Source organism: Microbulbifer maximicatervae (SeqCode) (assembly GCF_052468155.1).
Genome location: NZ_CP174335.1, coordinates 4,685,088 through 4,708,249, shown reverse-complemented (window position 1 = coordinate 4,708,249; position 23,162 = coordinate 4,685,088). Strand labels below are relative to the sequence as shown.

The window sequence follows — 23,162 nt, the reverse complement described above, 5'->3', positions numbered from 1 at the left end:
TTGTGAGATATCCAGAGATATTGATCAATCTTTGTAGGTTTAAAGAGTCTAGCTTTAGGTGGGCCTATTTTGTTTGGTAGTTCGAGGCGCAGCTCGAAGTGTCTTTGTTAACAACCGCTTACTGGGTAGGTATTATTTTTCATGTGGAAGTCAACTTTTGAATGAGAATATATATCCTACCAGCTATGCTTGATCTTTGTTTAAGGGGGTGGTGAAATTGAGGGGATGTAAGTACAGTAGAAGTAGTAAAAAGTTAAACCCTTCTTAAAGGTATAATTTCAGGTGCTTGCTATTTTTAATTTAATATGCACCTCTGTACCAGCTAGATGTAAAGTTTTATAATTATCTCACTGTTAGAGTAGTGCGTTCTACTCGTAGCATTACTGTATACAAGTTTAAGGATGCCTTCTGATCACTTTAAAGCTCCACTCTCAATTGCTTCATGGAGCTTTTTCTCTATAGTAGACCACAATTTATGACTGCCACCTGCTATTTTTTCTGAGTTGACAGTGAAAACCTGCTCCTTGGAAATATTGTGTTTCTGCCAGCTATGGCCGTTACCATAAATGTTATGTAGTAGTGGAGGTACTCTATCAATCGCTTTTGCAAACTTAGCATCAGGTGAAACGCCTTCCTCAAATTCCTCCCATAAAGCTATAAATTCAGCTGAGAGCTTGTCCGGTAATATCGATAGTGTTTGCGCTAGACTTTGGGTCTCACTTGATTGTTGCTCGTCGGTGAGTGGTTGATACACAATTTGATCACCTGCTCCAATTTCACCCAGGTCATGTATCAATAGCATCTTAACAACGTGGCTAATATCAATACGTTCATTGGCGTAGTCTTTGAGCATAAGTGCGATTAAGGAGACATGCCAGCTATGCTCTGCTGAGTTCTCGTAACGATTTATACCGACTGGCTTTGTCTGCCTCAGGACAGCTTTAAGCTTCTCAATTTCGATAACAAATTCTATGATTTTTTCAATATCACTCATTCTACTTCGCTTCTCACGTAGGGTCTTCTATTGAAACTGAATTATATAAGTCTTTGTTGGAGTATTTTTAGGCTTTGATATAAAGATATTATATGGTGCGCCACAGTTTCCCTTTGGCTGATGCTGATTCAATTGTTTACTGCTTCTTCAGCCCACACAGGAGATCTGAAGTGATTTTTATTTATAGTTTTTTTGTGAAATTTTTTTAGAATCACTCCTTCTACATTCACGTTAAGATCTAGGGATACATAGCCTTCAGGCATGTATTTATGTACTATAAAATGTGTACCACTTGGGATTATCATGCCTTCGTTAGTCTGTAGCGATTTTGTTAAAGTCCAGACTTCAGATGTACCGGAATCTCGAAAGCTAAGGAAGATGGTAGTGGAACCTACCCCAAGGAAAAATCCTACGATTAAAGTTGTTATTGTTTTCATGCATTTCCCTATTGTTGCTGAGAAGTATTGAATTGTTCTGCTAACGAATTTTATTGGTTTAAGTATATACAGTATCGATAAATTGTCGCTATTTGTATATTTTTACTACTACAGGTTTGCACATGCTAAATAACCCGTATCTCTGTCAGGTTCGATTATTACTTATATCCTCGAATAAATTTTGTGTTAAGAAAAGTGCTTGTTGACGCGCCCTTAAACTACAATCAAAATGCTCCCCCAGCAGTAATTAGCCGCAGTTTAGCTTTATGCGACTCAAGTCTTTATTAATAGTGTCCATGTTGACCCTCAGCGGGTGTTATGAAGTAACCCCTCAATCTTATGATCGCAATGAGTGGTTGCCACGGTGGTCTGATGCCGATGGTGATTGCCAGAATACTCGCCAGGAGCTATTGATCCGTCTCTCTTTGGCCCCTGTTGCCTTCAGCAATGAGAAGAGCTGTACAGTGGTTACAGGCCTGTGGATGGACCCCTATACGGGACAGTTTTTTGAAAAAGCCTCGGATCTGGATGTGGAGCATATAGTACCGCTATCTTGGGCTCATAAGTACGGTGGTGCTAGCTGGAGCCAGGAGCAGCGCAGAGCTTTTGCAGAAGACCCTGCAAATTTGTGGCTGGTTGATGATGGCCACAATCGCAGTAAGGGAGATAAAGGGCCCGATCAGTGGCTGCCGCCCTATAAGCCAGCCCAAGCCATTTATATTCGTCAGTTTGAGGTTGTGGCCCGTAAGTATCGGCTTGGCGACTGAATACGACACTCTACCGTTAGAGCTGACATTGAGCTGATTTTTAAGTAAATCGGCTCCTAATGGAAATTACTGATCTCCGGATTATTTAGGTCCTTCACTCCTTGCTCCCCATCCTATTATCTCCTTCGGGTTAGTTGGCAATAGTGATATTTAGCTATCCACCTAACCTACAGGTCCTGGTATGAACGTTAGTCAGAAATGGCATTAATGTACACTTCAGTTAAAGCACTGTGATTTTCTTCTGTTGCTGGATATTCATTTCTGCGATTACTTGCCGCTTAGATAGGGTGGAGTGTTACGAATTTGGCTTCCTTGGGTTACATAATTGAAGCGATATTTACGGGCATTGAGTTGAGTTAAAAGATGATAGGGGAGAGCTATGGATAGAGTTGCGGGTATCTCGGCGTTTGGCATGGGGTTAATTTATATTAGTGCTTTTGTATTCTTTGGTGCTTTTTGGTCTTTTCCATCAGATGGGAGCCCCATAGAAAAAATGACGTTCTTGGCAGAAAATCAACTGATTTTTAATATTGCCTATACCCTAATGTACTTGGTCTTTGCGATATTACTGGGCTGTGTGGTAGTTAACTTATATGAAAAGCTAAAAAGTAAGAGGAGGGGGATTGCTGCATTGGCATCCTTGTTTGGAGCAGTCTGGGTGGGCCTTGTCATAGCGAGCGGTATGATCGCAAATATAGGGCTCGCCTATGCTTTGGGGCTTATGGAGGTCAGTGTTCAGAAGGCTTTCGATACCTGGGGAATAATATACTTGATGGTTGAGAGTCTTGGTGGTGGCAATGAGTTGGTGGGGGGACTTTGGGTTCTGCTAATTAGCATTGCTGCATTGCAAATTGGACTTTTTTCCCGGCCATTAAACTTTATCGGAGTGTTAGTGGGAGTGGCGGGAATTGCGACTATCTATCCGGACGATATCTTTACAGAAATATTCGGAATTTCCCAAATAGTCTGGTTTTTTTGGTTAGGTTTCTCTTTGCTAAGGCTGGGTAGGCACAGTCAAAAATGGGAGGCAGCAAACTCTATTCCGAGCGCTAATAGCTAAAGGTGTATATCGGTAAAGCCTGCTTCTTCACATGGAATATGTCAGAACAATAAAGTTTGTATGTAAGAGGGTAAGAAAGTGTTTCTGATTTTTTCCAAAAAATGAAAAATGCGTCTATCCTTTCAATGGGCCAAGCATTCGTTGATTCAGTGTCTTGGCTTGCGTTTCCGCTGTCGTAAGGCTGGTGAATCCGGGGCTACTTTTTGCCTCGCTGTTTGTTGCAGTCATTTTAGTGACTTGCCGGCCAGTCCTCCCCGGCCCGCGGGTAGCGAGCGGATTGCACATTACCTGCAATTGATTCACGGGGTGATAACCCTGGATATTTTGGAGATCTAATTGTGAAAAGTAAGCAGTTCATTCTTCCTTTGGTAATTGCCAGTCTTGCTGCTTCTGCTGCCTTCGCGGATAACCATCCCAAGAAGCCGGCGAAAGACTGGACCTGTGCGGATTTCCTGGCTATCGACGATGAGTTTAAACCTAAAGCAGTTTATTGGGCTGCCGCCTACGCCAAGAAAGGCACGGAAGAGGGGGATATGCTGGATATTGAAGGCACAGAAAAAGTGACGCCGATGGTGATTACCGCCTGCACCAAAGCGCCAAAAGAATCTTTCTGGGCTAAGTTCAAAGATGAGTGGCACAAGGTGGGGATGCACCACAAGAAGGACAAAGCTGAAAAGCAGATGATGAAGATGCAGAAAAAAATGCAGGATGGCACTCAGATGAACAATAGTAATGGTGGCAATGGCACAAACGGGACTAACCAGTAGGCGCTATTCGTCAATACTTGCATTGCTATTGTTCTGGGCCCGGCTTGTGCCGGGCTTTGTCTATCCTGAGATGGAGATTCACCAGCGAAATGGTTTCGGTTAGTATTTATGGTGAATGGACGAAAAGTAGGCAAATGGATTTGTGATATGGGAAAGACTGTAAGAAACGAAGCCAGGCGCGGGAGAACAATTAGCCGTTCTACCAGGCTCTTCTGGGGTGGGGTGCTGTTGGCTGGGTTATTCCTGGCGTTGTTTATGCATTCGGCAAAGGCAGTCGTTTGCTAATTTGCCTTGATATGTATGGCGCCCCCGGGTGGACTCGAACCACCAGTCCGGACTTAGGAGGTCCGTGGTTTATCCTGTTAACCGACGGGGGCGGGTGTCAGCACTGCTGAAGAGCGGCGCTATTCTAGCCTGTGGAAAGCCCTGTGTCATGTCATGCTTTTCACCATTAACTCACCTTCCATCAAATCGTACCAAGTTGCTGTGTCACTGAGGGTAACATTGGCGCCACTCGGTTACTGCTATTCCCGTCGTTCCCTTTTCTTAAAATTTTCGAAAAACCTTCATAAATCTGTCTTTTTTCTTCGCTACTTTGACTTCGAAATGGCGGTTTTTGCGGATAGCTTTGTTCGGGGATCAGCTGGAAAGTTTTGACGTAAAAGCCGTATTTCCACTTGATAAATTATTGCTTGACCACGATTGATTGAGCTGGATAACCTGCAATTGCACCCTTGGTGCGATAAGGATATTTCTGCTTTCTCTAATCAAGATTATGGAGTTTCGTATGAGCGGCCACGTTAACGAAAGACGCCTAGATTTTGATAATGTGGGTATTCCACAAATTGCAACTGAAGTGCTGAAGGAAGCTACCTCTCAGCCACCACGCGACGCACGTCGAATGGTAGAAGACAAATTGGAGGAAAAGCGTTTAAGGCGTGAATTAATGGACTATGATTTCGACTAACGAAATAAGCTGAAACTTTAACGGCTACGGCCAGCTATGCAGGGTGCAGATAATAAATAAAAGTAATCTAAAATAGGGTTGCTTAAACTGTACTCTGCGTAGTTAATAGATTTTATTGAAAATTTGCCTTTCCTGCCCAAGTCACCTCTATTTTCCCCTGGCTCTTCTCTGTGTTTTTAAATTGTTGGGCTCTGTTTCCCTGTATTGTATTTTCCACTAATTAAAGTTGTTAGGTTTATTATTTTCGCAATGGGTGCTACGGAGATAGGGAAGAAGGTATGTATGTACAGAGCCCGTAAGGGATGCGGGCTCTATCGGAGGTATTGAGTTGGCTGTAGCTACATATTTTGTGTGGCTGCAGAGTTGCCTCCAAACCAGCCCAGCAGGCGCTTGAGTTTTGAAGCTAATTTGCCGCGCTTGGCCTTTCTGTTTTTGTCAGCATCGCTGACTAACCAGGCTACCTGGATAACCAATCTTTTACCCTCGAAAGGCAAGTGTCCATGGAACGAGTTATCGGCTCGCTTAAATGCGGCCAGGGTACCGTATGAAGGTTTTACCTCTGGGGCTGCGGTATCTTCAAAGTTATCGCCGCTTTTTAAAAAGCGCAGGCAGCCTGTGCCGTCCAAGGACCACTCCGGGTTTAGGTAGAGCAGGGCGGTAGCAATTTTTGACTGTCCGTCGGTATGGATGCGGCCGTGGCGTTTCTTGAGTGTACGGCTAATGGAAACATAGGTCGGGTATTGAGAAAGATTCTCAATACCCAGGTTGTTGCCAATAGCATCGGCAAATTCCGGAGCCCTAAACTGTTCAATCAGTTCATTTATTGTGGTGCCACAACTGCTTCTATCGTAGGGAAGGTAGCCGGCCCCTTTAAGCTTTGGGAAGTCTTTGATAAAGGATGCCATCAGGTTCTCGGCCAGCAAGTTCTTGGCAACGAAGAAAGGAAATGGCTGTTGGTGAATCTGGCTTTCTTGGCCAATTAAAGTAGTAGCGTCGAGCCAGGGATCGATATGGGTGGCGAGATTGTTCATAGACACGCATCCTTACGAGCAGAAGAATTGGCCCTTTTGGGGGTCCAGCTTTATGTCGACTTCTGAGATTACCCACTTCCTTGAGGGTACAGCGAGAAACAGGTACTGAATCTCACGACGGTGTGAAAATACCAAAACTACAATTCAGTGCCAATTTAAATAGCGCTTTTCAGTGTGAATCAGTGGGCATTCTTGCGAAAGATCAAGGGTTGCTAAAATGTTGTTCGCTGAGACAATGCAATTAGCGCTGGTGCCGGTATAATGCCGTTCAGATTTGTCAGAGCGGTTTTATCCTGGAATGTCTGTGACCCCTAAGTCCCAAGTTGTGCTGCAAGTGAGAGATCTCGCCTGCGAAAGGGATGGTCGGCGCTTGTTTGAGGGCCTTCAGTTTTCTCTTCAAGCCGGCGCTGCAATTCAAATCAAAGGTAGTAATGGCGCGGGTAAAACGACCTTGCTGCGCACTTTGATTGGCAGTAGCAGTGATTTCACTGGAGAGATCCTTTGGTGTGATACCGCCTACCCGCAATCGCTCTCGGCGATGCGTGAGTCCTTACTATATATCGGGCACAGGGGCGGAGTGCGCAGTGGCCTGACTCCGCTGGAAAACCTCACCTGGTATGGTGCTGACCATGAGGACGCGCTCAATGCGCTCGATAAAGTCGACCTGACCGGCTTTGAGGACAGCTTGTGTCACTCCCTTTCCGCCGGCCAGAATCGCCGGGTTGCCCTAGCGCGATTATTTCTACCTGATTCCCCTCGATTGTGGATACTCGATGAGCCACTGACCGCGCTCGACGTTGTGGGTGTTGCTGCATTGGAAGAGCAAATGGCGGTCCATCTATATAGCGGTGGTTCAATTCTGCTGACCTCACACCAACCTCTGTCATTAGCCGGACTCAGTGAGGTTAATTTGTCTGACTATTCAGTCTCTGAGCCTTTTGAGGATTTTGGGGGAGAGCATGTCGACAGTTGATGTCCAAACGCCGGTGAGCGAAGTGCGCAGTGGCCCCGGTTTTATGGCGCTGTTCCGGATTGAAATGCTCTTGGCGTTGAGAAAACGAGCAGATATTGCCAACCCCTTATTATTTTTTGTGACAGTTTTAGCACTTTTGCCGTTAGGGGTAGGACCTGAGCCCGAACTTCTGGCAAAGATGGCTCCGGGCATGATCTGGGTAATGGCCCTACTGTCCACCATGCTATCCCAGGAAAGCCTTTTTAAAGGTGATTTCGAAGATGGCACCCTGGAGCAGCTCACCCTGTTACCACAACCGCTTTATTTTGCGGTTCTTGCCAAATCCCTGGTGCACTGGATTGCCACAGGCTTGCCGCTGGCATTGCTGTCGCCGCTGCTCGCCTTAATGCTGAATCTGCCCGTGGATGGTTATGTTTGTTTGCTGGTTTCCCTATTGCTGGGAACTGCGAGTTTGAGTTTGATCGGGGCCATTGGCGCGGCACTCACTGTTGCCTTGCGCCGCCCCGGTTTGCTCTTGGCACTAATTGTTATGCCGCTGTATGTGCCCGTGCTAATCTTCGGCACCGGCGCAGTACAGGCGGCAATTGATGGCTATGCCTACAGCGCCCAACTGGCGATATTGGCAGCACTCCTAGCGGCTGCTGCGGCACTGGCGCCACTCGCTGCTGCGGGTGCAATACGTATTAGCCTGGATAATTGATTTGGAGGTCTTTCTTGGCTTGGCAATGGTTTCACCGCCTGGGTTCGCCCCGCTGGTTCTATCAAAAAACTGAAGCCTGGCTGCCATGGCTGGCGCTGGCTAGTGTTGTATTGCTCGCTGTAGGCAGTGTTTGGGGCCTAGGTTTTGCCCCAGAAGATGCTAAGCAGGGCAATAGTTACCGCATTATCTTTATCCATGTACCCGCCGCCTTCCTGGCTCTGGCCGGTTACTACATTATGGCGATCAGCGGTGCGATCGGCTTGATCTGGAAGATGAAGCTCTCCTTTGCCGTGATGCGCGCTGCCGCGCCGATCGGTGCGGTATTGACCTTTGTCTCGCTATTTACCGGTGCTGTGTGGGGTAAACCTACCTGGGGTGCTTACTGGGTATGGGATGCCCGCATTACTTCGATGCTGATACTCCTGTTTCTCTATGTCGGCGTTATGGCACTTACCCACGCAGTGAACCGGGAACAAGTCGCCGACAAAGCTTCTGCGTTGCTGGCCCTGGTGGGCACCGTTAATATCCCAATTATTTACAAGTCCGTAGACTGGTGGTTTACCTTGCACCAGCCCGCGACCATTCGCCTGACCGAATCCAGCAGTATTGATCCGAGTATGTTCTACCCGCTGCTGACCATGATTATCGGTTTCTACTGTATGTATGCCTGGACCCTGCTGACTCACACCCGCACTCTGCTGCTCAAGCGCGAGATGCGCACCAAGTGGGTACAGGAAGAACTGGCGGGAGGTCGATAAAGTGGAGTTTCAATTTGCCAACCTGGCTGATTTCCTAACGATGGACGGCCACGGTGTATTTGTGTGGGTGTCCTACGCGGTGACTTTCCTGAGTCTCGCGGGGATGGCTCTCTACCCTTACATCGCCCGCCGCGGCCTGAAGGCAGAGCTGGTGCGACAGCAGAAAATTGCCCAGCGCCGCCGCCAGGCAGTGAGTGAGCGCACAGTAACCACGAAGAAAGAAATAGCAGAGGAACCGGCTTAATTTCAATTTGCCGGGTTCCAGCGGATAGGGCGATGGAGAACCTATCAGCGCAACAGAATTAAATAGTTATGGAGTAGGACTTAGACAATGCACCCTGTACGCAAGCAACGCCTGATACTCGTACTTGTCCTGGTGGTATTGTCCAGTGCAGCAGTAGGTTTTGTAGCCTATGCGATGCGTGGCAATATCGATTATTTCTATGCCCCCAAGGCCTTTGCAGCGGGTGAAGTCCCGATGGAAAAGCGGATTCGCGCGGGAGGCTGTGTTGTCCCGGGCAGTGTGCAGCGAGCTACTGATAGCCTTGATGTGCAGTTTGTGATTACCGATGGCGAGGCTCAACTCTCCGTAGTCTTTGACAAAATCCTGCCGGATCTATTTGCCGAAGGCGAAGCAGCAGTGATTACCGGCCAGTTGATGCCAAGCGGTGTTCTGCGTGCGGACCAGGTTCTGGCCAAGCACGATGAAACTTATACGCCACCTGAAGTAGCCGACACCATGGTTTCCCATGAAGGTTGTTCCGATGGAGCGAAAATATGATCCCTGAGCTGGGCCATTTTGCGTTAATTGTCGGCTTGCTGCTTTCGGTTGCTCTCGCGGTAGTACCGATGGCCGGTAGCTATTCATCGCGCCCTGTGTGGATGGATGCGGGGCGTCCGCTGGCTCTGGGTATTTTTGCGTTCGTTCTGATCGCTTTTGCCTGCCTGACCACTTCTTTTGTGCAAAGTGATTTCACGGTTAATTACGTAGCACAGAACTCCAACAGTATCCTGCCGGTTTATTACAAAGTTACCGCTGTATGGGGTGGGCATGAGGGCTCCATCCTGTTGTGGCTTTTGATTCAGGCTGGTTGGGCTGCGGCAGTAGCGCTGTTTGGTAAGCAGCTGCCCCCAGCGCTTTCCGCGCGGGTTTTATCCGTACTCGGTTTTGTACTGATCGGGTTTTTCCTGTTTATTTTGCTTACCTCCAACCCATTTGATCGCACCCTGCCATTCCCACCGATGGAAGGTTCTGACCTGAACCCGCTGTTGCAGGACCCGGGTATGATTTTCCATCCGCCCTTGCTTTATATGGGGTATGTGGGTTTCTCGGTTGCCTTTGCTTTTGCCATTGCGGCACTGCTCGGTGGCCAGTTGGATGCGGTGTGGGCCCGTTGGGCAAGACCCTGGACGGCTGTGGCTTGGGGCTTCCTGACCTTGGGTATTGCCCTGGGTAGCTGGTGGGCTTATTACGAGCTGGGCTGGGGTGGCTGGTGGTTCTGGGACCCGGTTGAGAATGCATCCCTGATGCCTTGGTTGGTGGGGACTGCCTTGATGCACTCCTTGGCGGTAACTGAGAAGCGTGGGCTGTTTAAGAGCTGGACTATCCTGCTGGCGATTTTCGCTTTCAGTCTCAGCCTGCTCGGCACCTTCCTGGTGCGCTCAGGGGTGATTACCTCGGTACATGCATTTGCTACCGACCCACTGCGAGGCAGCTTTATTCTGGGCTTCCTGGCTGTAATTGTCGGCACTTCGCTGCTGTTGTTCGCCCTGCGCGCACCGACAGTCAGCGCACGCAGTGTTTTCTCTTTCCGCTCTTTGGAAACCTTCCTGCTTGGCAATAACATCCTGTTGATGCTGATTATGGGCATGGTTTTGACCGGCACTCTTTACCCGCTGCTGGCCGACGCCATGAACTGGGGCAAGGTGAGTGTGGGTCCGCCCTTCTTTAATCTTTTCTTCGTGCCACTGATGGTTGTTCTCTGCCTGTTGGTGGGTATGGGCGTGCGCGCCAACTGGAAAGACAGCCGCTGGGACAAACTGCTGAGCGCATGGCGTTTGCCATTTGTCGCTTCGTTGGTAGTTGCGTTGCTGTGGACCCTGGCCCTGGGAGACTTCCACTGGGGAGCGGCGCTGGGAATCTTTATTGGTATCTGGGTCTTTGCTTCCAGCATCGCTGATATCGTGGCTAAAACCCGCAACTCCAGCTCATTCTTTGCCGGCCTTAAGCGTCAGAGAGCCAGTTACTACGGTATGCATATCGCACATATCGGCCTGGCAGTTTCGGTGTTGGGGGTAGTACTGACCACCGTTTACAGCATTGAGGAAGATGTGCGTATGGGTGCTGGGGACAGTTTCCAGGTTTCCGGTTACGACTTCAAATTTGACGGTGTTCGTATGGTTCAGGGGCCTAATTACCGAGCCTTTGAAGGTGTATTGCATGTCAGCAAGGACGGGAAGCCGGTTGCAGAGCTGCATCCCCAGAAACGCAATTACCTGTCTGGTGGCAACACCATGACAGAGGCGGCGATCGATACCGGACTCTTCCGCGATATTTATGTGGCCCTCGGTGAGCCGATGGACAGGTCTAACCCAAGCGGTGATTGGGCTGTGCGACTTCAGTACAAAGCCTTTGTGGTATGGATTTGGCTGGGCTCGCTTTTGATGGCGATCGGTGGAGCTATTGCTGTAGCGGATAAGCGCTATCGCAAAGCGAAAGCCGCTAAACCTGTAGATGTAGAAGTTACAGGCAATGTTGCTGCGGCGTAATAGTTGGAAAGGATAATGTCTAGACTCAAACTCTTTTTGCCCCTGGTAATATTTGTCGTGCTGGCCCTGTTATTTTGGCGGGGCCTCTACCTGAATCCACAGGAAATGCCATCGGCCCTGCTGAATAAACCTGTGCCGGAATTCTCTTTGCAAAAAGTGGCGGATAACAGCCAAATTGTAGAGAAGAAAGATCTTCCCAATGGCCCGCATTTGATGAATGTGTGGGCCACTTGGTGTGTAGCTTGCCGGGTAGAGCACCCCTATTTGAATGCTCTGGCTGAGCAGGGTGTGCCGATCGTTGGCGTTAACCTCAAAGATGAGGATGAGGCAGCAATCAAGTGGTTGGAGAAATTCCACAATCCCTATTTGTATAGCATCGCCGATAGAGATGGCCGTTTGGCTCTGGACCTCGGTGTTTTCGGTGCGCCGGAAACTTTCCTGGTGGATTCCGAGGGGACTATTCGCTGCAAGCACGTTGGCGTTGTCGACAATAAGGTCTGGCAGACCAAGCTCCAGCCTTTGTATGAAAAATTAAAAAACCAGCGCTGGGACGATATTGTCGGTGAGTTATCAGATTCCCTCATCTCCCGTTGTCAGTGAGACAGAAGAAAAGAAGAGCCGTTTTATTTGTTGGCTGGGGCCAGTTGAGAATAAAGCGGCTTTTCAGCAACAGCTGGATACTGTCCGCGCTCAATATCCCGATGCAAGCCACCACTGTACCGCGCTGGTAATCGGCAATCCTTCCAACCCGGAAGTAATGCTAGCAGATGACGACGGCGAGCCCGGTGGTAGCGCGGGGCGACCAATGCTGGAATTGCTGTTGAAACAGGGTGTCGGTAATGTGGGCGCTATAGTGACCCGCTATTTTGGTGGTACCAAGCTTGGGGTGGGTGGCTTGATGCGCGCCTATCGCGGTGCGGTAGGTGCCGCGCTGCAAGATATTCCGTTGCAGCCCTTTGTTCTCCTAATGCATGTTTCGGTTTGCTGTGATTTTGCCCAGGAAGCTCGCCTGCGCTTTTTGGTAGGGCGTCACCAGGGGAGTTGTGGGCAGGCGGAATATGCCAGTGATGTCACCGTGCCAATTTCACTCCCACAGGATCAGTGGTCGCAATTGCAGGTGCAACTATTGGCAGAGGGCTTTCAGCTTCTCGATGATCAATAGTTCTTTCAAATGATGCCGTATTTGGCGAGCTTGGCTATCTCAGCCCCGGAATAGCCAAGCTCAGCCAGGATATCCTTGGTGTCTTCTCCCAGGGTAGGTGCCCGCTTGAAATTAACCATCTCTCCATCACAGCGAATTGACGGTGCCAGTATTTTAATATCCTTGCCGTGATCACCGGGTATTGTTTGGATGCGGTCGGTATCGGAAACAAAGGGGTTTGTTAGCGCCTGCTCAACGTCATATACCGGTGCGGCTGGCACCTGACCAGCTAAAATTTTTAGCCACTCTACGGTATCTTTTTTTGACAGTATCTCATCCAGTATTTCGGTTAACTCCGATTGGTTTTTCCTGCGCTCCCTGAAATTTACAAACTTGGGTGCGTCAGCTAATTCCGGATGTTCAATACATTGACACAGGGATTTCCAGAACTTTTCCTTATTGCACATCAGGTAAATCCAGTCGTCCTTTGTTTTATAAAGTTGACAAGGGCTCAGGGAAAAGTGTGCTGATCGTGGCACCCGCTTTTGGTTGTGCCCTGCATTTAATTGCCACATAGCCACATAACTTAAATTGTATAAAGCGTTATCAAAAAGGCTGACATCGATATCTCGCCCCTTGCCAGTTTCCCTGGCATTAAGTACACCAGAAACAACGGCCAACGCGAGAGCTACCCCGGTGGATAAATCCACCAGGGACAGGCCGCACCGGGCAGGTGGACTGTCAGGTTCACCAGTTAGCTTGAAATAGCCTGCCTCTGCCTGCACGGGGTAATCATATCCCGGCCACTTGGCCCTATCGCCACTGCGGCCGTAGGCAGTCAGGTGGGCGCAAACGATCTTGGGGTTCAGCTTTCCCAGTTTTTTGTAAGTAATACCCAGCTTGCCCGGTACGTCTCCCCGTAGATTGTCGGTCAGTGCATCTGCACTAAGAATTAATTTGTGCAAGATTTCCTGCCCTTGGGGAGAGGACAGGTTGAGGGATAAACTGCGTTTGTTGTGATTGAAAGCCTGAAAAAAAAGGCTGCTATTATCCCCAGGTTCATTCTCCAAGAAGTAAGGGCCTACGGTACGGCCTACATCCCCCCCGTGGGAGATATCTTCGACCTTGATGATTTCCGCTCCAAGATTTGCCAGGTATAAGGTGCCAAAAGGGCCTGCACCATATTGTTCCACCGCCACAATCCGCAATCCTGAGAGAGGTAACATGTCGGAATAATCCACTAAATATAGATACGCCGTATTCCTCAGCATAGAGCAGGAGTTGTAAATTCGATGGGATTGGCTGGTAGATATTGGGAATAGTCGGTCACCCGTATTTTAGTGACCCTCTGACAGGCAGGGCTCACTGAAGGTGAGTGTCGCGATTTAATACAGAGTTGCTAGTCTTTTGGGTGAGCTACTGGATTGGCTTGGAATCCGGTTGTAGAGAAGGGCACCGGGAACGGATATCCGGCTATCTGTCAATTTGTTGAGAGGGCGCCGCTAGATGGGTAGTGTCATTAACAGAAGCAAGTATTTTCGCAGCGTCCTGTTTGTCCCTGCGACCCGGCCGGATCGCTATGAAAAAGCAATGGCCAGCGGAGCCGATATTGCCTGTGTGGACTTGGAAAATGCCGTTTCCCTGGAAGATAAAGATACTGCAAGGGAGCAGGTGGTCAATTTCTTTACAGGAAAGGATATTGTTCCCACTCAGCGCGCGTTGAGAATCAACCAGCTCGACAGCGATTGCGGCATCAAGGATATGTTGATGCTGCTAGATCTGCCGCAACTGCCAGACGTTGTGATTCTTCCCAAGGTTCAATCAGCAGAAGAAGTGATTGGTTTTTGCCAGGTTATGGCCCCCTCCCATAAAACGATTCGAATAATAGCCCTGATTGAATCCCCAAAAGGTTTGGAGAATGCGTTGAGTATTGCCCAGGTAGAGGAGGTGGTTTGCCTGGCCTTTGGCGCGGCTGATTACAGTGCAACAGTGGGGTCAGATATGAGCTGGGATGCTCTTTTATATGGCAGGGGGCGGCTGGTTCAGGCTGCCGCATTTGCAGGCATTGATGCTGTAGATGGCCCCTATTTGGAGCTGGATGATGAAAGAAGCCTAATTGAGGAAACACAGAGGGTCTCCGCCCTGGGGTTTTCTGGAAAAATAGCCATCCATCCAAAGCAAATTAAACCGATTCACCAAGGATTGGCACCATCTAGTGAGGCGCTCTCTCATGCTCAGCGAGTACTGAAAGCTTATAAAGAGAATCATGGTGGAGTTCTTGTAGTTGATGGACAGATGGTGGATATGCCCGTGGTTGAGCGGGCACTGAAAACTGTGGCGGCCTCGAAGGGATTGTGACCGTACTGTAGCAGAGCCAAACTCACCGGAGCCTTACGGTAAGGCAAGAGGTTTCTATGCCCCGCTATCATTTTCCTGCGTATATAAAAACCGGTAAAAATCGCTATCGAGAGCGTTACGGTCTCGATTTTGAAGACTTTAAGGTAGGGCAGGTTTTTCACCATAGGCCCGGCGTTACCATTAGCCAGCACGATAATAAGGAAGAGTGTATCAAGACCTTAAATCAAGCCATGCTGCATTTTGATGAGTGTTACACCGCCCAAACTGAATTCGGTAAGCCGTTAATCGATACTACTTTAGCGGTTCAACAGCTAATGGGCTTGATCTGGAAGACCTACAATCGACGAAAAAAAATTGTTGGTTGGAGAAAAATTTCCATGGTGGCACCAGCTTATGGCGGTGATACCTTGTATTCTGAGAGTAAGGTTCTCGAAGTCCAGGCAGGTAGTGAGTATGACGACGCGGGGCTGGTAGAAATTGTTATATATGGAAAGAATCAAGACAAGAAGACTATTTGCGAAATGCAGTGTGACATGTTGATCTTCAAGCGCAATCACCTGCCTTTCTCTGCGAACGGCTACTAAATTTCCATTTTCCATATTTAGGTGACCTCAATGAAAGAGTCATTTAATTTTTTGCGGGAAGTAGAAAATAACGTTTATATAGAAACGGTCGGAATAGATTTTGAAGATTTTGAAGTCGGGCAAGTATTCGAACATCGCCCAGGCCGAACCTTCACTGAAGCTAGCTGTGTCGACTATGCACTTCGCTCATTCGATCTCAGCCCGTTTATCACTGATAAGGTTTATGCGCGTAGAGTTTATGGTGATAGGCAACGAGTATTGGAGACATTTGTTTTAAGTGCAATGGCGCATACAACTAGAACGTTTGGAAAGGTTGTGGCCAACTTGGAGATGAGTGACTGTGGGTTGCAGCCAGTTTACGTAGGAGATACTTTATACTTCGAATCTGAGATACTTTCCAAAAGGGAGTCAAAATCAAGGCCTGAACAGGGGTTGCTTAGCATATATTCCCGCGCTCAAAATCAACATGGTGAATGGGTTTGTGCCTACAAGCGAACGTTACTTGTTTATCGTAAGAACTTTGGTCCCTATAAGGCTGCTGGATACTGATTTCGCAGCCTAGCCAGGCGCTTTTTTCCTACTCTGGATTGTCGAGAGTGGTATAGCGCAAGTAGTAAAATTCAAGAAGCTTTCTAGTATAGCGATGGATCGAAAAGAGTATCCTAGTATATCCCTGCTTACACTATTTTAAATAGTGGCTGTACCGTCCCCGCCTGTTGCTAATACTTCAAGGGAATAGTTACATCAATTGTAAAATCTGTGTAAACGGATTGATTTATGCAGATTTACGTATGTCGTCAAAACGAGGAAAATGTTGGTATATTGTGCGGCTGTAAGATGTCTTTAGGGGTACCTTTGTACAAAGTGACAAATAGCTTCTTTGTATACCCTTAAAGATAAATATCTTAACTCAGTAGGTAGGAACAGACAAAGGGAGTTATGCAGTGACTCAGAGATGCTGCGAATGTCAGTTGACACATTTGTCATGATTAGTGATGGGTGCTTACCGTCTGTAGATAGTGAAAGCAAGAAAGCCACGTGTAAGATTTTCAAATTGATAAAAGAGCACAGGGTAGTTTACCCTGATATTTATTCAAATGAAGATGAATTAGATAAATATACATATGAAGTACTACAGATTAGAAGTGCCTGTTAAGAAGAATGCATCTGGTAAGTACTAAGGCTATCATGCTTTCTGGGGGCAGCGCTTCGAGCCTCTCCATGAGTGATTGGCATTAAGTGACTATGGTTGATAGATCGACATTATTGAAAGAACTTAGAATTTCCTGTGATCCAGATTTTGGCATGTGTTTAGAGTTTTTCAGTTGGGATCATCTCGATTATATCGAGGATATTTTAGCTGAGCACTTCGATATTGAGTACGAGTTCAAAATACAAGATTCGGAGAACTCTAGGTACGCGCTCTTATTTGGCAATAGTGTTGAAGAGAGTATCCTGGAAAATGCCTTATTGGCTATAAATCGCTGTCATGCGTATTCTCGGCAACTTTACGTCACAATGTAGGGTGTTACTTGATAAGCTGATGCCGTGTTTTTTGATCACATGAGCCTGCATTGGGCAGTCAGGTAGCGCTGGCTTGTCTGAGATGTGGATGTTAATTTTTCTACAAGATGGAGTGAGTTTTGGGTAATCGGGATTTGATATTCATTAGGCAGGCAATGCTGATACCTGTGTTTGCACTGTATAATATTTTCTTGGGGTTGTTTTTGCCAGGCTATAGTATTGTGACTCAGCATATTAGTGAGTTAGCATTGGAATCACCTTTCTTTTCATATTCACATAGACTTACAGATATATTGATTGGTCTTTCTATGTGTATATTTTCTCTGCCTTGTTTGTCACTCGCAAAGGCTAAATTTACTTTTTTAACGATGTTTGCATTTGGTGTAACATGGATTTTTGCGGGGCTCTTTATTATGAATAGCCCATTACATGATGTATATGGGCTAACAAGTATCTTAATGGTTGTTCCTGTTATATTTGCTTTAGAGATGCGCAATTATTATGTCTCAAAGAAATTCCAGGATTTATGCGTACTTGTAACCTTGATTCACGTTGTTTTCTTTTGGTTCTTTAGTTATGGATATATGCCTATTGAATACAAAGGAGTGACACAAAGGACTTGGGTGGCAGTTACTTTGATATGGTATGGCCTGGCAGCTTATCAGCTTTCATCGTCGGCCAAAAAGAAGGTGCATGAACAAGTTGCGTCATATTCTATGCCTGTTACGTAATGCGTTAAGGTATCAAATCAGATGAATCAAGAATCGTAGGAATTTACTCAAAAAGTAATCTACTTGTGGGAGACAGAAAGAGTGTCAATTTAAAGAAAAAATTTCAATATAACAAAGCTGGGAAAATAGTTTATAAAATTTAGAGAGAGCAAAATTTGGATATTCAGATACGCAAAGAGAGTAAAAGAGATATTGAGCCAATCCACAGAGTCACTACCTTGGCTTTTCGGGACGCTCCGTATACTGATCACTCTGAGCAGTTTATCGTGAAGGCCCTTCGCCAAGCTGACGCATTATTTATATCAAAGGTGGCTGAAGTGGATGAAGATATTATAGGCCACATTGCCATTTCTCCAGTTGTTATTTCTGATGGCTCAGCCAACTGGTTCGGGCTCGGGCCGATTTCAGTACTACCTGAGTATCAAGGAAGAGGAGTTGGCTCAAAGCTTGTTCGGAGCGTCCTGGTTGACCTCAAAGAACAAGGTGCGGCAGGCTGCGTTGTACTGGGGGAGCCTGCTTATTACAGGCGTTTTGGCTTCAAAGTTATTGAAGGGCTGGTTTTACCTGATGTACCCGTAGAGTACTTCCAGGCACTGTCGTTTGATGACGATTTTCCAAGTGGAGAGGTTGTATATCACAAAGCATTCTCGGCTCAATTTTAACTGCCAGCTGTACTGCGATGGACCTTCCACCGTTTTACAGATAGAAAAGGGCGGACGAGTAAGATTGTATGTTCTATAGGCATGACAATGAATATACGAGCAAATGCGTATCCAGCTTTTGAGAGACGCTAAATTTATTCAGGTGGGGGCGTGGTTGTGGATATGCGTCAGAATAGGAAAGTTATCTCTACCGAAATTAATAAGCTGGTAGAATTTATATTAAGTGATACGAGAGTGGGTCCATGAGTATAGAAATTAGGCATAGTAGAAAAGAAGATATTCCTGAAATTAAAGATATATATGCTCAGTCTTCCTGCTATGCAGGAACACTTCAAGTCCCATACCCTTCAATAGATAAATGGGAAAAGTTTCTGGGGAATATCCCCGATAACTTTTATAGCATCGTAGCTGTCCTGGATGGGATGATCGTCGGTCAAATTGGAATGGAGGTATTCTCGAATCCAAGGCGAAAGCATGTCTTAAATATAGGTATGGCAGTAAGTGAAGAGCATCAAAAGAGTGGGGTTGGCTCAAAGCTTTTAGAGGCAATGCTCAACTTATCTATTAACTGGCTTGCCGTTCGCCGTATAGAGTTAGAGGTTTATACTGATAATGAACAGGCTATAGGTCTATATAAGAAGTATGGATTTGAGGTCGAAGGCACTGCAAAAAATTATGCATTTCGAAATGGTGAGTATGCTGATGTCTATCTTATGGCTAAGGTAGTTTAGTTCAATATAACCTAGTGGTTGAAGGCTATATACTACGAAAGATAAGGTTGATATAACTGTTGATACGTATGCCCTCTGGTACCTTTGAGAGGAGGGATACCTTTATTTTGGTTTATGAACATGGAGTTTTGCTCAAGGATGTCTGAAATTAATATTCGCTCTGCGAATGAGAGGGATCTAGCTAGGTGCTTTGAGATTGAATCTATATCTTACGCTGGTAACGAGGCAGCGACAAAAGAAAAGATTTTAAAGCGAATTTTGACTTACCCCGAAGGTTTCCTTGTTATAGAGAATAATAAGGAAGTTATAGGTTTTATTAATTCAGGAGCAACTCATAACGTAGAGTTGCCTAATGAAGAGTTTAAAGAGTTGGTAGGCCATGATTCGAGTGGAGAAAATATTGTTATTATGTCCCTGGTGGTTCACCCCAAATATCAAGGTAAGGGTATGGCAAATAAGCTATTGAACAGCTTTATTAGCTCTATGAGTGAGCTAGGGAAAAAGAGAATTTATTTGATATGTCAGGATGAACTTGTTGGTATGTATTCTAAATATGGATTTATTCATCAAGGTAAATCTGATTCTACTCATGGTGGCTTGAGTTGGCATGAGATGTTTCTTACGCTCTAAAGTAAATAAATTTAACATCACTGTGTTTTCTTATTTTCTTTCTGGGATCGTTGTAAATTCAGACCATATCTATTGGAATGAATTGATTGCAAATAGAATCTGCGCCAAAAACTGAAAAAGTTGGCACTGTTTTGCCAGTGCCGCTATAACTTCAGGGGATCGGCAACTTAAATATGTCCGAAGTACTATTACATAGCACTTTGATTTAATTCAATTCCCATATTGTGGGAGGTGGTAAATAGATGACGGCGTCTGACAACGGCTTCAGAAAGCATCTCTAGCGCCTGATAAGTATCCTTCCAGCCGATACAAGCATCAGTAACCGATTGTCCGTAGGTCATCTTGCCCCAGGGGAGAATTTTTTGGCTTCCTTCTTCGAGGAAGCTCTCAATCATTACAGCTGAAATATTTCTTTGCCCTGTGCTGATTTGATCGCAGAGAGATTCCGCAACAACTATTTGATTACTGTGTATTTTCTGGCTGTTGCCATGACTGCAATCAACCATAATGCCGGCCGGTAGCGATACAGAGTCAAGTTGGGTTATCGCTAGTTCGATGTCTTCGGGGTAGTAATTGGGTATTGTTCCTCCGCGAAGAATTAAGTGGCAATTAGAGTTGCCTGTAGACTGAACTGCTTCAAACTTTCCATTGCGAATCGTGGTGCAGAATATCTGTTGTGATTGGGCAGCTTGAATCGCATTCATTGCAACTTTGATATTTCCGTCGGTACTATTTTTAAATCCGATAGGGCAAGGAAGTGCTGAAGCTAATTCCCGGTGTGTTTGTGATTCTGTGGTGCGGGCACCAATGGCTCCCCAGGAAATCAGGTCTGCGATGTATAGTGCGTTCAAAGGACAAAGAAATTCGGTGGCTGCTCCCAAGCCCAGAGCATTGATATTAAGCAATAATTCCCGAGCCATAGTGAGCCCAGTATGCATATCGGCACTGCCATCTAAATTGGGGTCGTAAATAAAGCCTTTCCAGCCGATGGTGGTACGTGGCTTTTCAAAATAGGTCCGTATTACCAGGCAGAGGTTACTTTCAAACTGGGGCTTAATCTCGGACAGCTTTTGCGCATAATCTAGTGCGGCGATGGGGTCATGAATTGAACACGGACCTACCACAACCAAAAGTCGATCATCCTCCCCTCGCAATATTCGGGAAATCTCATTACGGGTTCGTTCAATAGTTAAAGCGGAAGTAGATGGGCACGGCATTTTTCGGATTAGCTCATCATTACCCGGAAGTTGCATATGAGTCCGTGCGCTCAAAATAGCAGGAACGTCAGACATAGAATGGTCCTTTTCTTTTAACTGATATAGCGCTGTTATTGTCGAGATTGACTAATACTCAACGATGCTCAATATGCCGTCTTGATGTGGTTGATATGTACCAGTGTAGGTATTTCCACTGGGAACTCTGGATGAGAGATCTCGCAAAATTTTCAGTTCTAATTTTTGCTGCAGGGGCGACAGTGTTGTAATTTCAGCATCCAGAAAGTCAAAGTATTTTCCTACTAGAGGATATAGTGCCTTGAAAAGGCTTTCTTTAATGGAGAAAGCCATAGTCAACCACTGTTCCTGAGGGAAACCGCTCTCTGAAAGTAGGGATTCTTCTGAATCACTGACTATATTGCGTTTGATTTCTTCAGCAGTTTTAGCGGCAATAGTTGTTTCATAATCAATCCCAAGCCCTTGAGAAGTAGTGCTGGCTGCACAGATTGCTCGGCTGCCTGCATGGGTAATAGAGGCTTGTACTCCCTCCGGCCATACTGGACAGCGGTTTATACCTATAGGGATTTCTCTCACTGGCACACCTAGCTCTCTGAGTGCAAGGTGAGCACAGCTTCGTCCAGCAAGAAATTCAGCTCGTCGTGATGGGACGGCTTTTACTAATGAACTTGGAAAAGGAATATTCAAGTGAGAGAAAAACTGATCGTCATACCTTTCTGGGCAAAAAGTAGTCTCTACCATATGGCCCGTAAAGTACTTGGACTTCATCACCTTGTATCCACCTAAAAAGCTGGGTATCGGGTTGTCAATTATATAAGAGGATTCCCAATTCATAATGCTGTGGCTTCAGTTTCCATTTTTTCTTTTTTCGGGACGGGGCTTTGAGGAGGGGTTTGCGCTTTATTTTTAATAAATACAGCGTCCTTCAAACTTCTGAATCCCAAGGACATAGCAACAGTAATGCCAATTGCTGTAGCAGCAAAGTAGAGAGTACCGGCCATTGGGGCAAACAGCTTGCCTAAGATGCCGAATCCCATTGCGCCAAAAGTATCGCCGGTTACATTTTGGGCTGCCCAGAGACTGTTAACTCTTCCTTGTAATTGGTTAGGAGTATGACTCTGAACCAAAGTAATCTGAATTAGTGAACTAATAGCCCCTAAATAGCCATAAGCGACTAGTGCAACTAAAGCGATATAGAGATGGTTAGCGAGAGTGAGACCGCTCAAGGCAACAAAAGAGAGGGTGCAAGTGAGTAGTAAAACAGCACCGGGACGTTTTAATTGGGGCGCCCAGCCACTGGTTAGGGCACCCAACATAGCCCCTAAGGGCACAGCAGAATACATCAGGCCGATTTCGAATGCACTTCCACCAAAAATAACGGTAACCATTGCGGGGAATAGAACGCGGATGCCTTTGCCCAGGGAATCCAATGTCCCTACTGTAATCGCACTGCCAACAATTTTATGACGGAATAAAAATGAAAAACCCTCAGCTAGTGCTTTTAGAGGTTGCTTTTTCGGCTGCTTTCCTGGCGCCATGGAGGGCAATCGGGTCAGCGGAATCAGCGTGGCAAAAGTACCTAAGGAGGCCGCAGTATAGTTCCAGCTGATATCAGTGGCGGCAATAATCAATCCGCCAATTGCCGGCGAGATAACGGTACCGATACGTACGGTGAGCATGCCCAAAGCATTGGCAGAGGCAAGATTCTCTTTGCCTACAATTGAGGGAATTGAGGCCATTAATGCAGTGATACCAATTGCACCAAAGAAACCACTCCAAATGGAAAGAGCATACAGGGCTATTAGTGAGGGTGATGTAAAGAAGCAATTTATAGCTAATGCAGCAAAACCCAAGCCGCAACCGGAGCGTCCGATCAAAATCAGTGTGCGGCGGTTATGGCGGTCGGCGAGCACACCTCCCCACAGCAAGCCAATAAACATGGCTATACCTTCCAGAGCCATAATGACTCCTACCTGGATAGTAGAGCCTGTCATTGCATGGACTTGTACCGGCACCGCGACTGTTAACATCCCCAGAGAGATAATCGAAATCATCCTGGCAATAAAGATCATGCGGAAGTTTGCATTGCTCTTGAGCAAGTCAAATCTCATAAATAGTGAACGGTTCATAGGGATGTTACAGCCTCTTGGGGATCTGCTTTTTCTGTCTGTTTAGTTAAGGAGTCTCTGTATAACTCCATAATGTCTCTGCGGGTCTTGAAGGCTGCAGATGTTAGGCGCAGCTCGCCGCTAATGGCCGTAGCCCTTTGCAAGAGTTGCAACGCAGCAACTGTGGCCTTCAAGACCCGCCCTTCGGGGCTTGCAGAGCGATCCACACTCCGCGTTG

26 protein-coding genes and 1 tRNA gene are annotated in these 23,162 nt (G+C 46.5%); 19 read left to right on the top strand and 8 right to left on the bottom strand.

What is annotated here, in order from left to right:
- Window positions 1–412 precede the first annotated feature (412 nt).
- Window positions 413–994: an HD domain-containing protein gene (locus ACJJIY_RS20140; RefSeq protein WP_445358703.1), complete on the bottom strand. Its 582-nt coding sequence runs from the start codon at window positions 992–994 to the stop codon at window positions 413–415.
- A 128-nt stretch (window positions 995–1,122) separates the two neighbouring features.
- Window positions 1,123–1,431, bottom strand: coding sequence for a hypothetical protein (locus ACJJIY_RS20135; RefSeq protein ID WP_444927328.1), 309 nt, complete (start codon window positions 1,429–1,431; stop codon window positions 1,123–1,125).
- A gap of 266 nt (window positions 1,432–1,697) precedes the next feature.
- On the opposite strand from ACJJIY_RS20135, the gene ACJJIY_RS20130 reads away from it, so the two are divergent.
- The 3 genes from ACJJIY_RS20130 to hdeA all read left to right on the top strand — a co-directional run bounded on the left by ACJJIY_RS20130 (window position 1,698) and on the right by hdeA (window position 4,025).
- Window positions 1,698–2,198 carry an HNH endonuclease family protein gene (locus ACJJIY_RS20130; RefSeq protein ID WP_445358702.1) on the top strand — a complete coding sequence of 167 codons (501 nt, stop codon included), beginning with the start codon at window positions 1,698–1,700 and terminating at the stop codon, window positions 2,196–2,198.
- Window positions 2,199–2,577: 379 nt separating this feature from the next.
- Window positions 2,578–3,258, top strand: a complete 681-nt coding sequence (locus ACJJIY_RS20125) for a hypothetical protein (RefSeq protein WP_445358701.1) — start codon at window positions 2,578–2,580, stop codon at window positions 3,256–3,258.
- Window positions 3,259–3,596: 338 nt separating this feature from the next.
- Window positions 3,597–4,025 carry an acid-activated periplasmic chaperone HdeA gene (gene hdeA / locus ACJJIY_RS20120; protein ID WP_445358700.1) on the top strand — a complete coding sequence of 143 codons (429 nt, stop codon included), beginning with the start codon at window positions 3,597–3,599 and terminating at the stop codon, window positions 4,023–4,025.
- A 301-nt stretch (window positions 4,026–4,326) separates the two neighbouring features.
- Here hdeA and ACJJIY_RS20115 read toward each other — a convergent pair.
- Window positions 4,327–4,402, bottom strand: a tRNA-Arg gene (locus tag ACJJIY_RS20115).
- Window positions 4,403–4,812: 410 nt separating this feature from the next.
- Between ACJJIY_RS20115 and ACJJIY_RS20110 the strand changes: the two genes are divergently transcribed.
- Window positions 4,813–4,992, top strand: a complete 180-nt coding sequence (locus ACJJIY_RS20110) for a PA3496 family putative envelope integrity protein (RefSeq protein ID WP_108735213.1) — start codon at window positions 4,813–4,815, stop codon at window positions 4,990–4,992.
- Between the two features lie 338 nt (window positions 4,993–5,330).
- On the opposite strand, the gene ACJJIY_RS20105 is transcribed toward ACJJIY_RS20110, so the two are convergent.
- Window positions 5,331–6,023 (bottom strand): 2OG-Fe(II) oxygenase, encoded by a 693-nt coding sequence (locus tag ACJJIY_RS20105; RefSeq protein WP_413665103.1) that lies wholly within the window; start codon window positions 6,021–6,023, stop codon window positions 5,331–5,333.
- A gap of 304 nt (window positions 6,024–6,327) precedes the next feature.
- Here ACJJIY_RS20105 and ccmA point away from each other — a divergent pair, with 304 nt between their 5' ends.
- From ccmA to ACJJIY_RS20065, 8 genes are all read left to right on the top strand, one after another.
- Window positions 6,328–6,996 carry a cytochrome c biogenesis heme-transporting ATPase CcmA gene (ccmA, locus tag ACJJIY_RS20100; protein WP_444942196.1) on the top strand — a complete coding sequence of 223 codons (669 nt, stop codon included), beginning with the start codon at window positions 6,328–6,330 and terminating at the stop codon, window positions 6,994–6,996.
- Window positions 6,983–7,696 (top strand): heme exporter protein CcmB, encoded by a 714-nt coding sequence (gene ccmB, locus ACJJIY_RS20095; RefSeq protein WP_282933519.1) that lies wholly within the window; start codon window positions 6,983–6,985, stop codon window positions 7,694–7,696. Before ccmA ends, ccmB begins: the two co-directional genes overlap by 14 nt.
- A 14-nt stretch (window positions 7,697–7,710) precedes the next feature.
- Window positions 7,711–8,454, top strand: a complete 744-nt coding sequence (locus tag ACJJIY_RS20090) for a heme ABC transporter permease (protein WP_282933518.1) — start codon at window positions 7,711–7,713, stop codon at window positions 8,452–8,454.
- A gap of 1 nt (window position 8,455) precedes the next feature.
- Window positions 8,456–8,698 (top strand): heme exporter protein CcmD, encoded by a 243-nt coding sequence (gene ccmD / locus ACJJIY_RS20085; RefSeq protein WP_444896642.1) that lies wholly within the window; start codon window positions 8,456–8,458, stop codon window positions 8,696–8,698.
- 87 nt (window positions 8,699–8,785) lie between these two features.
- Window positions 8,786–9,235 (top strand): cytochrome c maturation protein CcmE, encoded by a 450-nt coding sequence (locus ACJJIY_RS20080; protein WP_445358699.1) that lies wholly within the window; start codon window positions 8,786–8,788, stop codon window positions 9,233–9,235.
- Window positions 9,232–11,223 (top strand): heme lyase CcmF/NrfE family subunit, encoded by a 1,992-nt coding sequence (locus tag ACJJIY_RS20075; protein WP_445358698.1) that lies wholly within the window; start codon window positions 9,232–9,234, stop codon window positions 11,221–11,223. The genes ACJJIY_RS20080 and ACJJIY_RS20075 overlap by 4 nt, the downstream gene beginning before the upstream one ends.
- A gap of 15 nt (window positions 11,224–11,238) precedes the next feature.
- Window positions 11,239–11,823: a DsbE family thiol:disulfide interchange protein gene (locus tag ACJJIY_RS20070; RefSeq protein ID WP_445358697.1), complete on the top strand. Its 585-nt coding sequence runs from the start codon at window positions 11,239–11,241 to the stop codon at window positions 11,821–11,823.
- Window positions 11,786–12,385: an IMPACT family protein gene (locus tag ACJJIY_RS20065; RefSeq protein ID WP_445358696.1), complete on the top strand. Its 600-nt coding sequence runs from the start codon at window positions 11,786–11,788 to the stop codon at window positions 12,383–12,385. The genes ACJJIY_RS20070 and ACJJIY_RS20065 overlap by 38 nt, the downstream gene beginning before the upstream one ends.
- Before the next feature lie 5 nt (window positions 12,386–12,390).
- Here ACJJIY_RS20065 and ACJJIY_RS20060 read toward each other — a convergent pair whose 3' ends face one another.
- Entirely contained in the window at window positions 12,391–13,590 is a 1,200-nt protein-coding gene (locus tag ACJJIY_RS20060) for a CaiB/BaiF CoA transferase family protein (RefSeq protein ID WP_444896646.1), read from the bottom strand.
- Window positions 13,591–13,870: 280 nt separating this feature from the next.
- On the opposite strand from ACJJIY_RS20060, the gene ACJJIY_RS20055 reads away from it, so the two are divergent.
- The 7 genes from ACJJIY_RS20055 (at window position 13,871) to ACJJIY_RS20025 (ending at window position 19,584) form a co-directional block, all read left to right on the top strand.
- A complete protein-coding gene (locus ACJJIY_RS20055) occupies window positions 13,871–14,722 on the top strand; it encodes an HpcH/HpaI aldolase/citrate lyase family protein (protein WP_413665111.1) in 852 nt (283 codons plus the stop codon).
- Window positions 14,723–14,778: 56 nt separating this feature from the next.
- Window positions 14,779–15,306, top strand: coding sequence for a MaoC family dehydratase (locus ACJJIY_RS20050; protein WP_444896647.1), 528 nt, complete (start codon window positions 14,779–14,781; stop codon window positions 15,304–15,306).
- 30 nt (window positions 15,307–15,336) lie between these two features.
- Window positions 15,337–15,855 carry a MaoC family dehydratase gene (locus ACJJIY_RS20045; protein ID WP_445358695.1) on the top strand — a complete coding sequence of 173 codons (519 nt, stop codon included), beginning with the start codon at window positions 15,337–15,339 and terminating at the stop codon, window positions 15,853–15,855.
- 1,094 nt (window positions 15,856–16,949) lie between these two features.
- Window positions 16,950–17,561 carry a DUF998 domain-containing protein gene (locus ACJJIY_RS20040; protein WP_444896649.1) on the top strand — a complete coding sequence of 204 codons (612 nt, stop codon included), beginning with the start codon at window positions 16,950–16,952 and terminating at the stop codon, window positions 17,559–17,561.
- Between the two features lie 155 nt (window positions 17,562–17,716).
- Complete coding sequence (locus ACJJIY_RS20035) at window positions 17,717–18,223, top strand: GNAT family N-acetyltransferase (RefSeq protein WP_444896650.1); 507 nt, start codon at window positions 17,717–17,719, stop codon at window positions 18,221–18,223.
- Window positions 18,224–18,465: 242 nt separating this feature from the next.
- On the top strand, window positions 18,466–18,954 hold the full coding sequence (locus ACJJIY_RS20030) for a GNAT family N-acetyltransferase (RefSeq protein WP_445358694.1): 489 nt from the start codon (window positions 18,466–18,468) through the stop codon (window positions 18,952–18,954).
- Window positions 18,955–19,092: 138 nt separating this feature from the next.
- Window positions 19,093–19,584 (top strand): GNAT family N-acetyltransferase, encoded by a 492-nt coding sequence (locus tag ACJJIY_RS20025; protein WP_444896651.1) that lies wholly within the window; start codon window positions 19,093–19,095, stop codon window positions 19,582–19,584.
- Window positions 19,585–19,772: 188 nt separating this feature from the next.
- On the opposite strand, the gene ACJJIY_RS20020 is transcribed toward ACJJIY_RS20025, so the two are convergent.
- The 3 genes from ACJJIY_RS20020 to entS form a co-directional block, all read right to left on the bottom strand.
- Window positions 19,773–20,876: a 3-deoxy-7-phosphoheptulonate synthase gene (locus ACJJIY_RS20020; RefSeq protein ID WP_444896652.1), complete on the bottom strand. Its 1,104-nt coding sequence runs from the start codon at window positions 20,874–20,876 to the stop codon at window positions 19,773–19,775.
- Between the two features lie 51 nt (window positions 20,877–20,927).
- Window positions 20,928–21,557 carry a 4'-phosphopantetheinyl transferase family protein gene (locus ACJJIY_RS20015; RefSeq protein ID WP_445358693.1) on the bottom strand — a complete coding sequence of 210 codons (630 nt, stop codon included), beginning with the start codon at window positions 21,555–21,557 and terminating at the stop codon, window positions 20,928–20,930.
- 89 nt (window positions 21,558–21,646) lie between these two features.
- Window positions 21,647–22,945: an enterobactin transporter EntS gene (gene entS / locus ACJJIY_RS20010; RefSeq protein WP_445358692.1), complete on the bottom strand. Its 1,299-nt coding sequence runs from the start codon at window positions 22,943–22,945 to the stop codon at window positions 21,647–21,649.
- Window positions 22,946–23,162 lie beyond the last annotated feature (217 nt).

Bases quoted from the DNA above. Each gene is read 5' to 3' on its own strand.
- ACJJIY_RS20140 (WP_445358703.1), bottom strand. From the start codon at position 994: ATGAGTGATATTGAAAAAATCATAGAATTTGTTATCGAAATTGAGAAG.
- ACJJIY_RS20135 (WP_444927328.1), bottom strand. From the start codon at position 1,431: ATGAAAACAATAACAACTTTAATCGTAGGATTTTTCCTTGGGGTAGGT.
- ACJJIY_RS20105 (WP_413665103.1), bottom strand. From the start codon at position 6,023: ATGAACAATCTCGCCACCCATATCGATCCCTGGCTCGACGCTACTACT.
- ACJJIY_RS20055 (WP_413665111.1), top strand. From the start codon at position 13,871: ATGGGTAGTGTCATTAACAGAAGCAAGTATTTTCGCAGCGTCCTGTTT.
- ACJJIY_RS20015 (WP_445358693.1), bottom strand. From the start codon at position 21,557: ATGGTAGAGACTACTTTTTGCCCAGAAAGGTATGACGATCAGTTTTTC.
- ACJJIY_RS20125 (WP_445358701.1), top strand. From the start codon at position 2,578: ATGGATAGAGTTGCGGGTATCTCGGCGTTTGGCATGGGGTTAATTTAT.
- ccmB (WP_282933519.1), top strand. From the start codon at position 6,983: ATGTCGACAGTTGATGTCCAAACGCCGGTGAGCGAAGTGCGCAGTGGC.
- ACJJIY_RS20050 (WP_444896647.1), top strand. From the start codon at position 14,779: ATGCCCCGCTATCATTTTCCTGCGTATATAAAAACCGGTAAAAATCGC.
- ACJJIY_RS20060 (WP_444896646.1), bottom strand. From the start codon at position 13,590: ATGTTACCTCTCTCAGGATTGCGGATTGTGGCGGTGGAACAATATGGT.
- ACJJIY_RS20110 (WP_108735213.1), top strand. From the start codon at position 4,813: ATGAGCGGCCACGTTAACGAAAGACGCCTAGATTTTGATAATGTGGGT.
- ACJJIY_RS20130 (WP_445358702.1), top strand. From the start codon at position 1,698: ATGCGACTCAAGTCTTTATTAATAGTGTCCATGTTGACCCTCAGCGGG.
- ACJJIY_RS20070 (WP_445358697.1), top strand. From the start codon at position 11,239: ATGTCTAGACTCAAACTCTTTTTGCCCCTGGTAATATTTGTCGTGCTG.
- ACJJIY_RS20080 (WP_445358699.1), top strand. From the start codon at position 8,786: ATGCACCCTGTACGCAAGCAACGCCTGATACTCGTACTTGTCCTGGTG.
- ACJJIY_RS20075 (WP_445358698.1), top strand. From the start codon at position 9,232: ATGATCCCTGAGCTGGGCCATTTTGCGTTAATTGTCGGCTTGCTGCTT.
- ACJJIY_RS20025 (WP_444896651.1), top strand. From the start codon at position 19,093: ATGTCTGAAATTAATATTCGCTCTGCGAATGAGAGGGATCTAGCTAGG.
- entS (WP_445358692.1), bottom strand. From the start codon at position 22,945: ATGAACCGTTCACTATTTATGAGATTTGACTTGCTCAAGAGCAATGCA.
- ACJJIY_RS20030 (WP_445358694.1), top strand. From the start codon at position 18,466: ATGAGTATAGAAATTAGGCATAGTAGAAAAGAAGATATTCCTGAAATT.
- ACJJIY_RS20045 (WP_445358695.1), top strand. From the start codon at position 15,337: ATGAAAGAGTCATTTAATTTTTTGCGGGAAGTAGAAAATAACGTTTAT.
- ACJJIY_RS20020 (WP_444896652.1), bottom strand. From the start codon at position 20,876: ATGTCTGACGTTCCTGCTATTTTGAGCGCACGGACTCATATGCAACTT.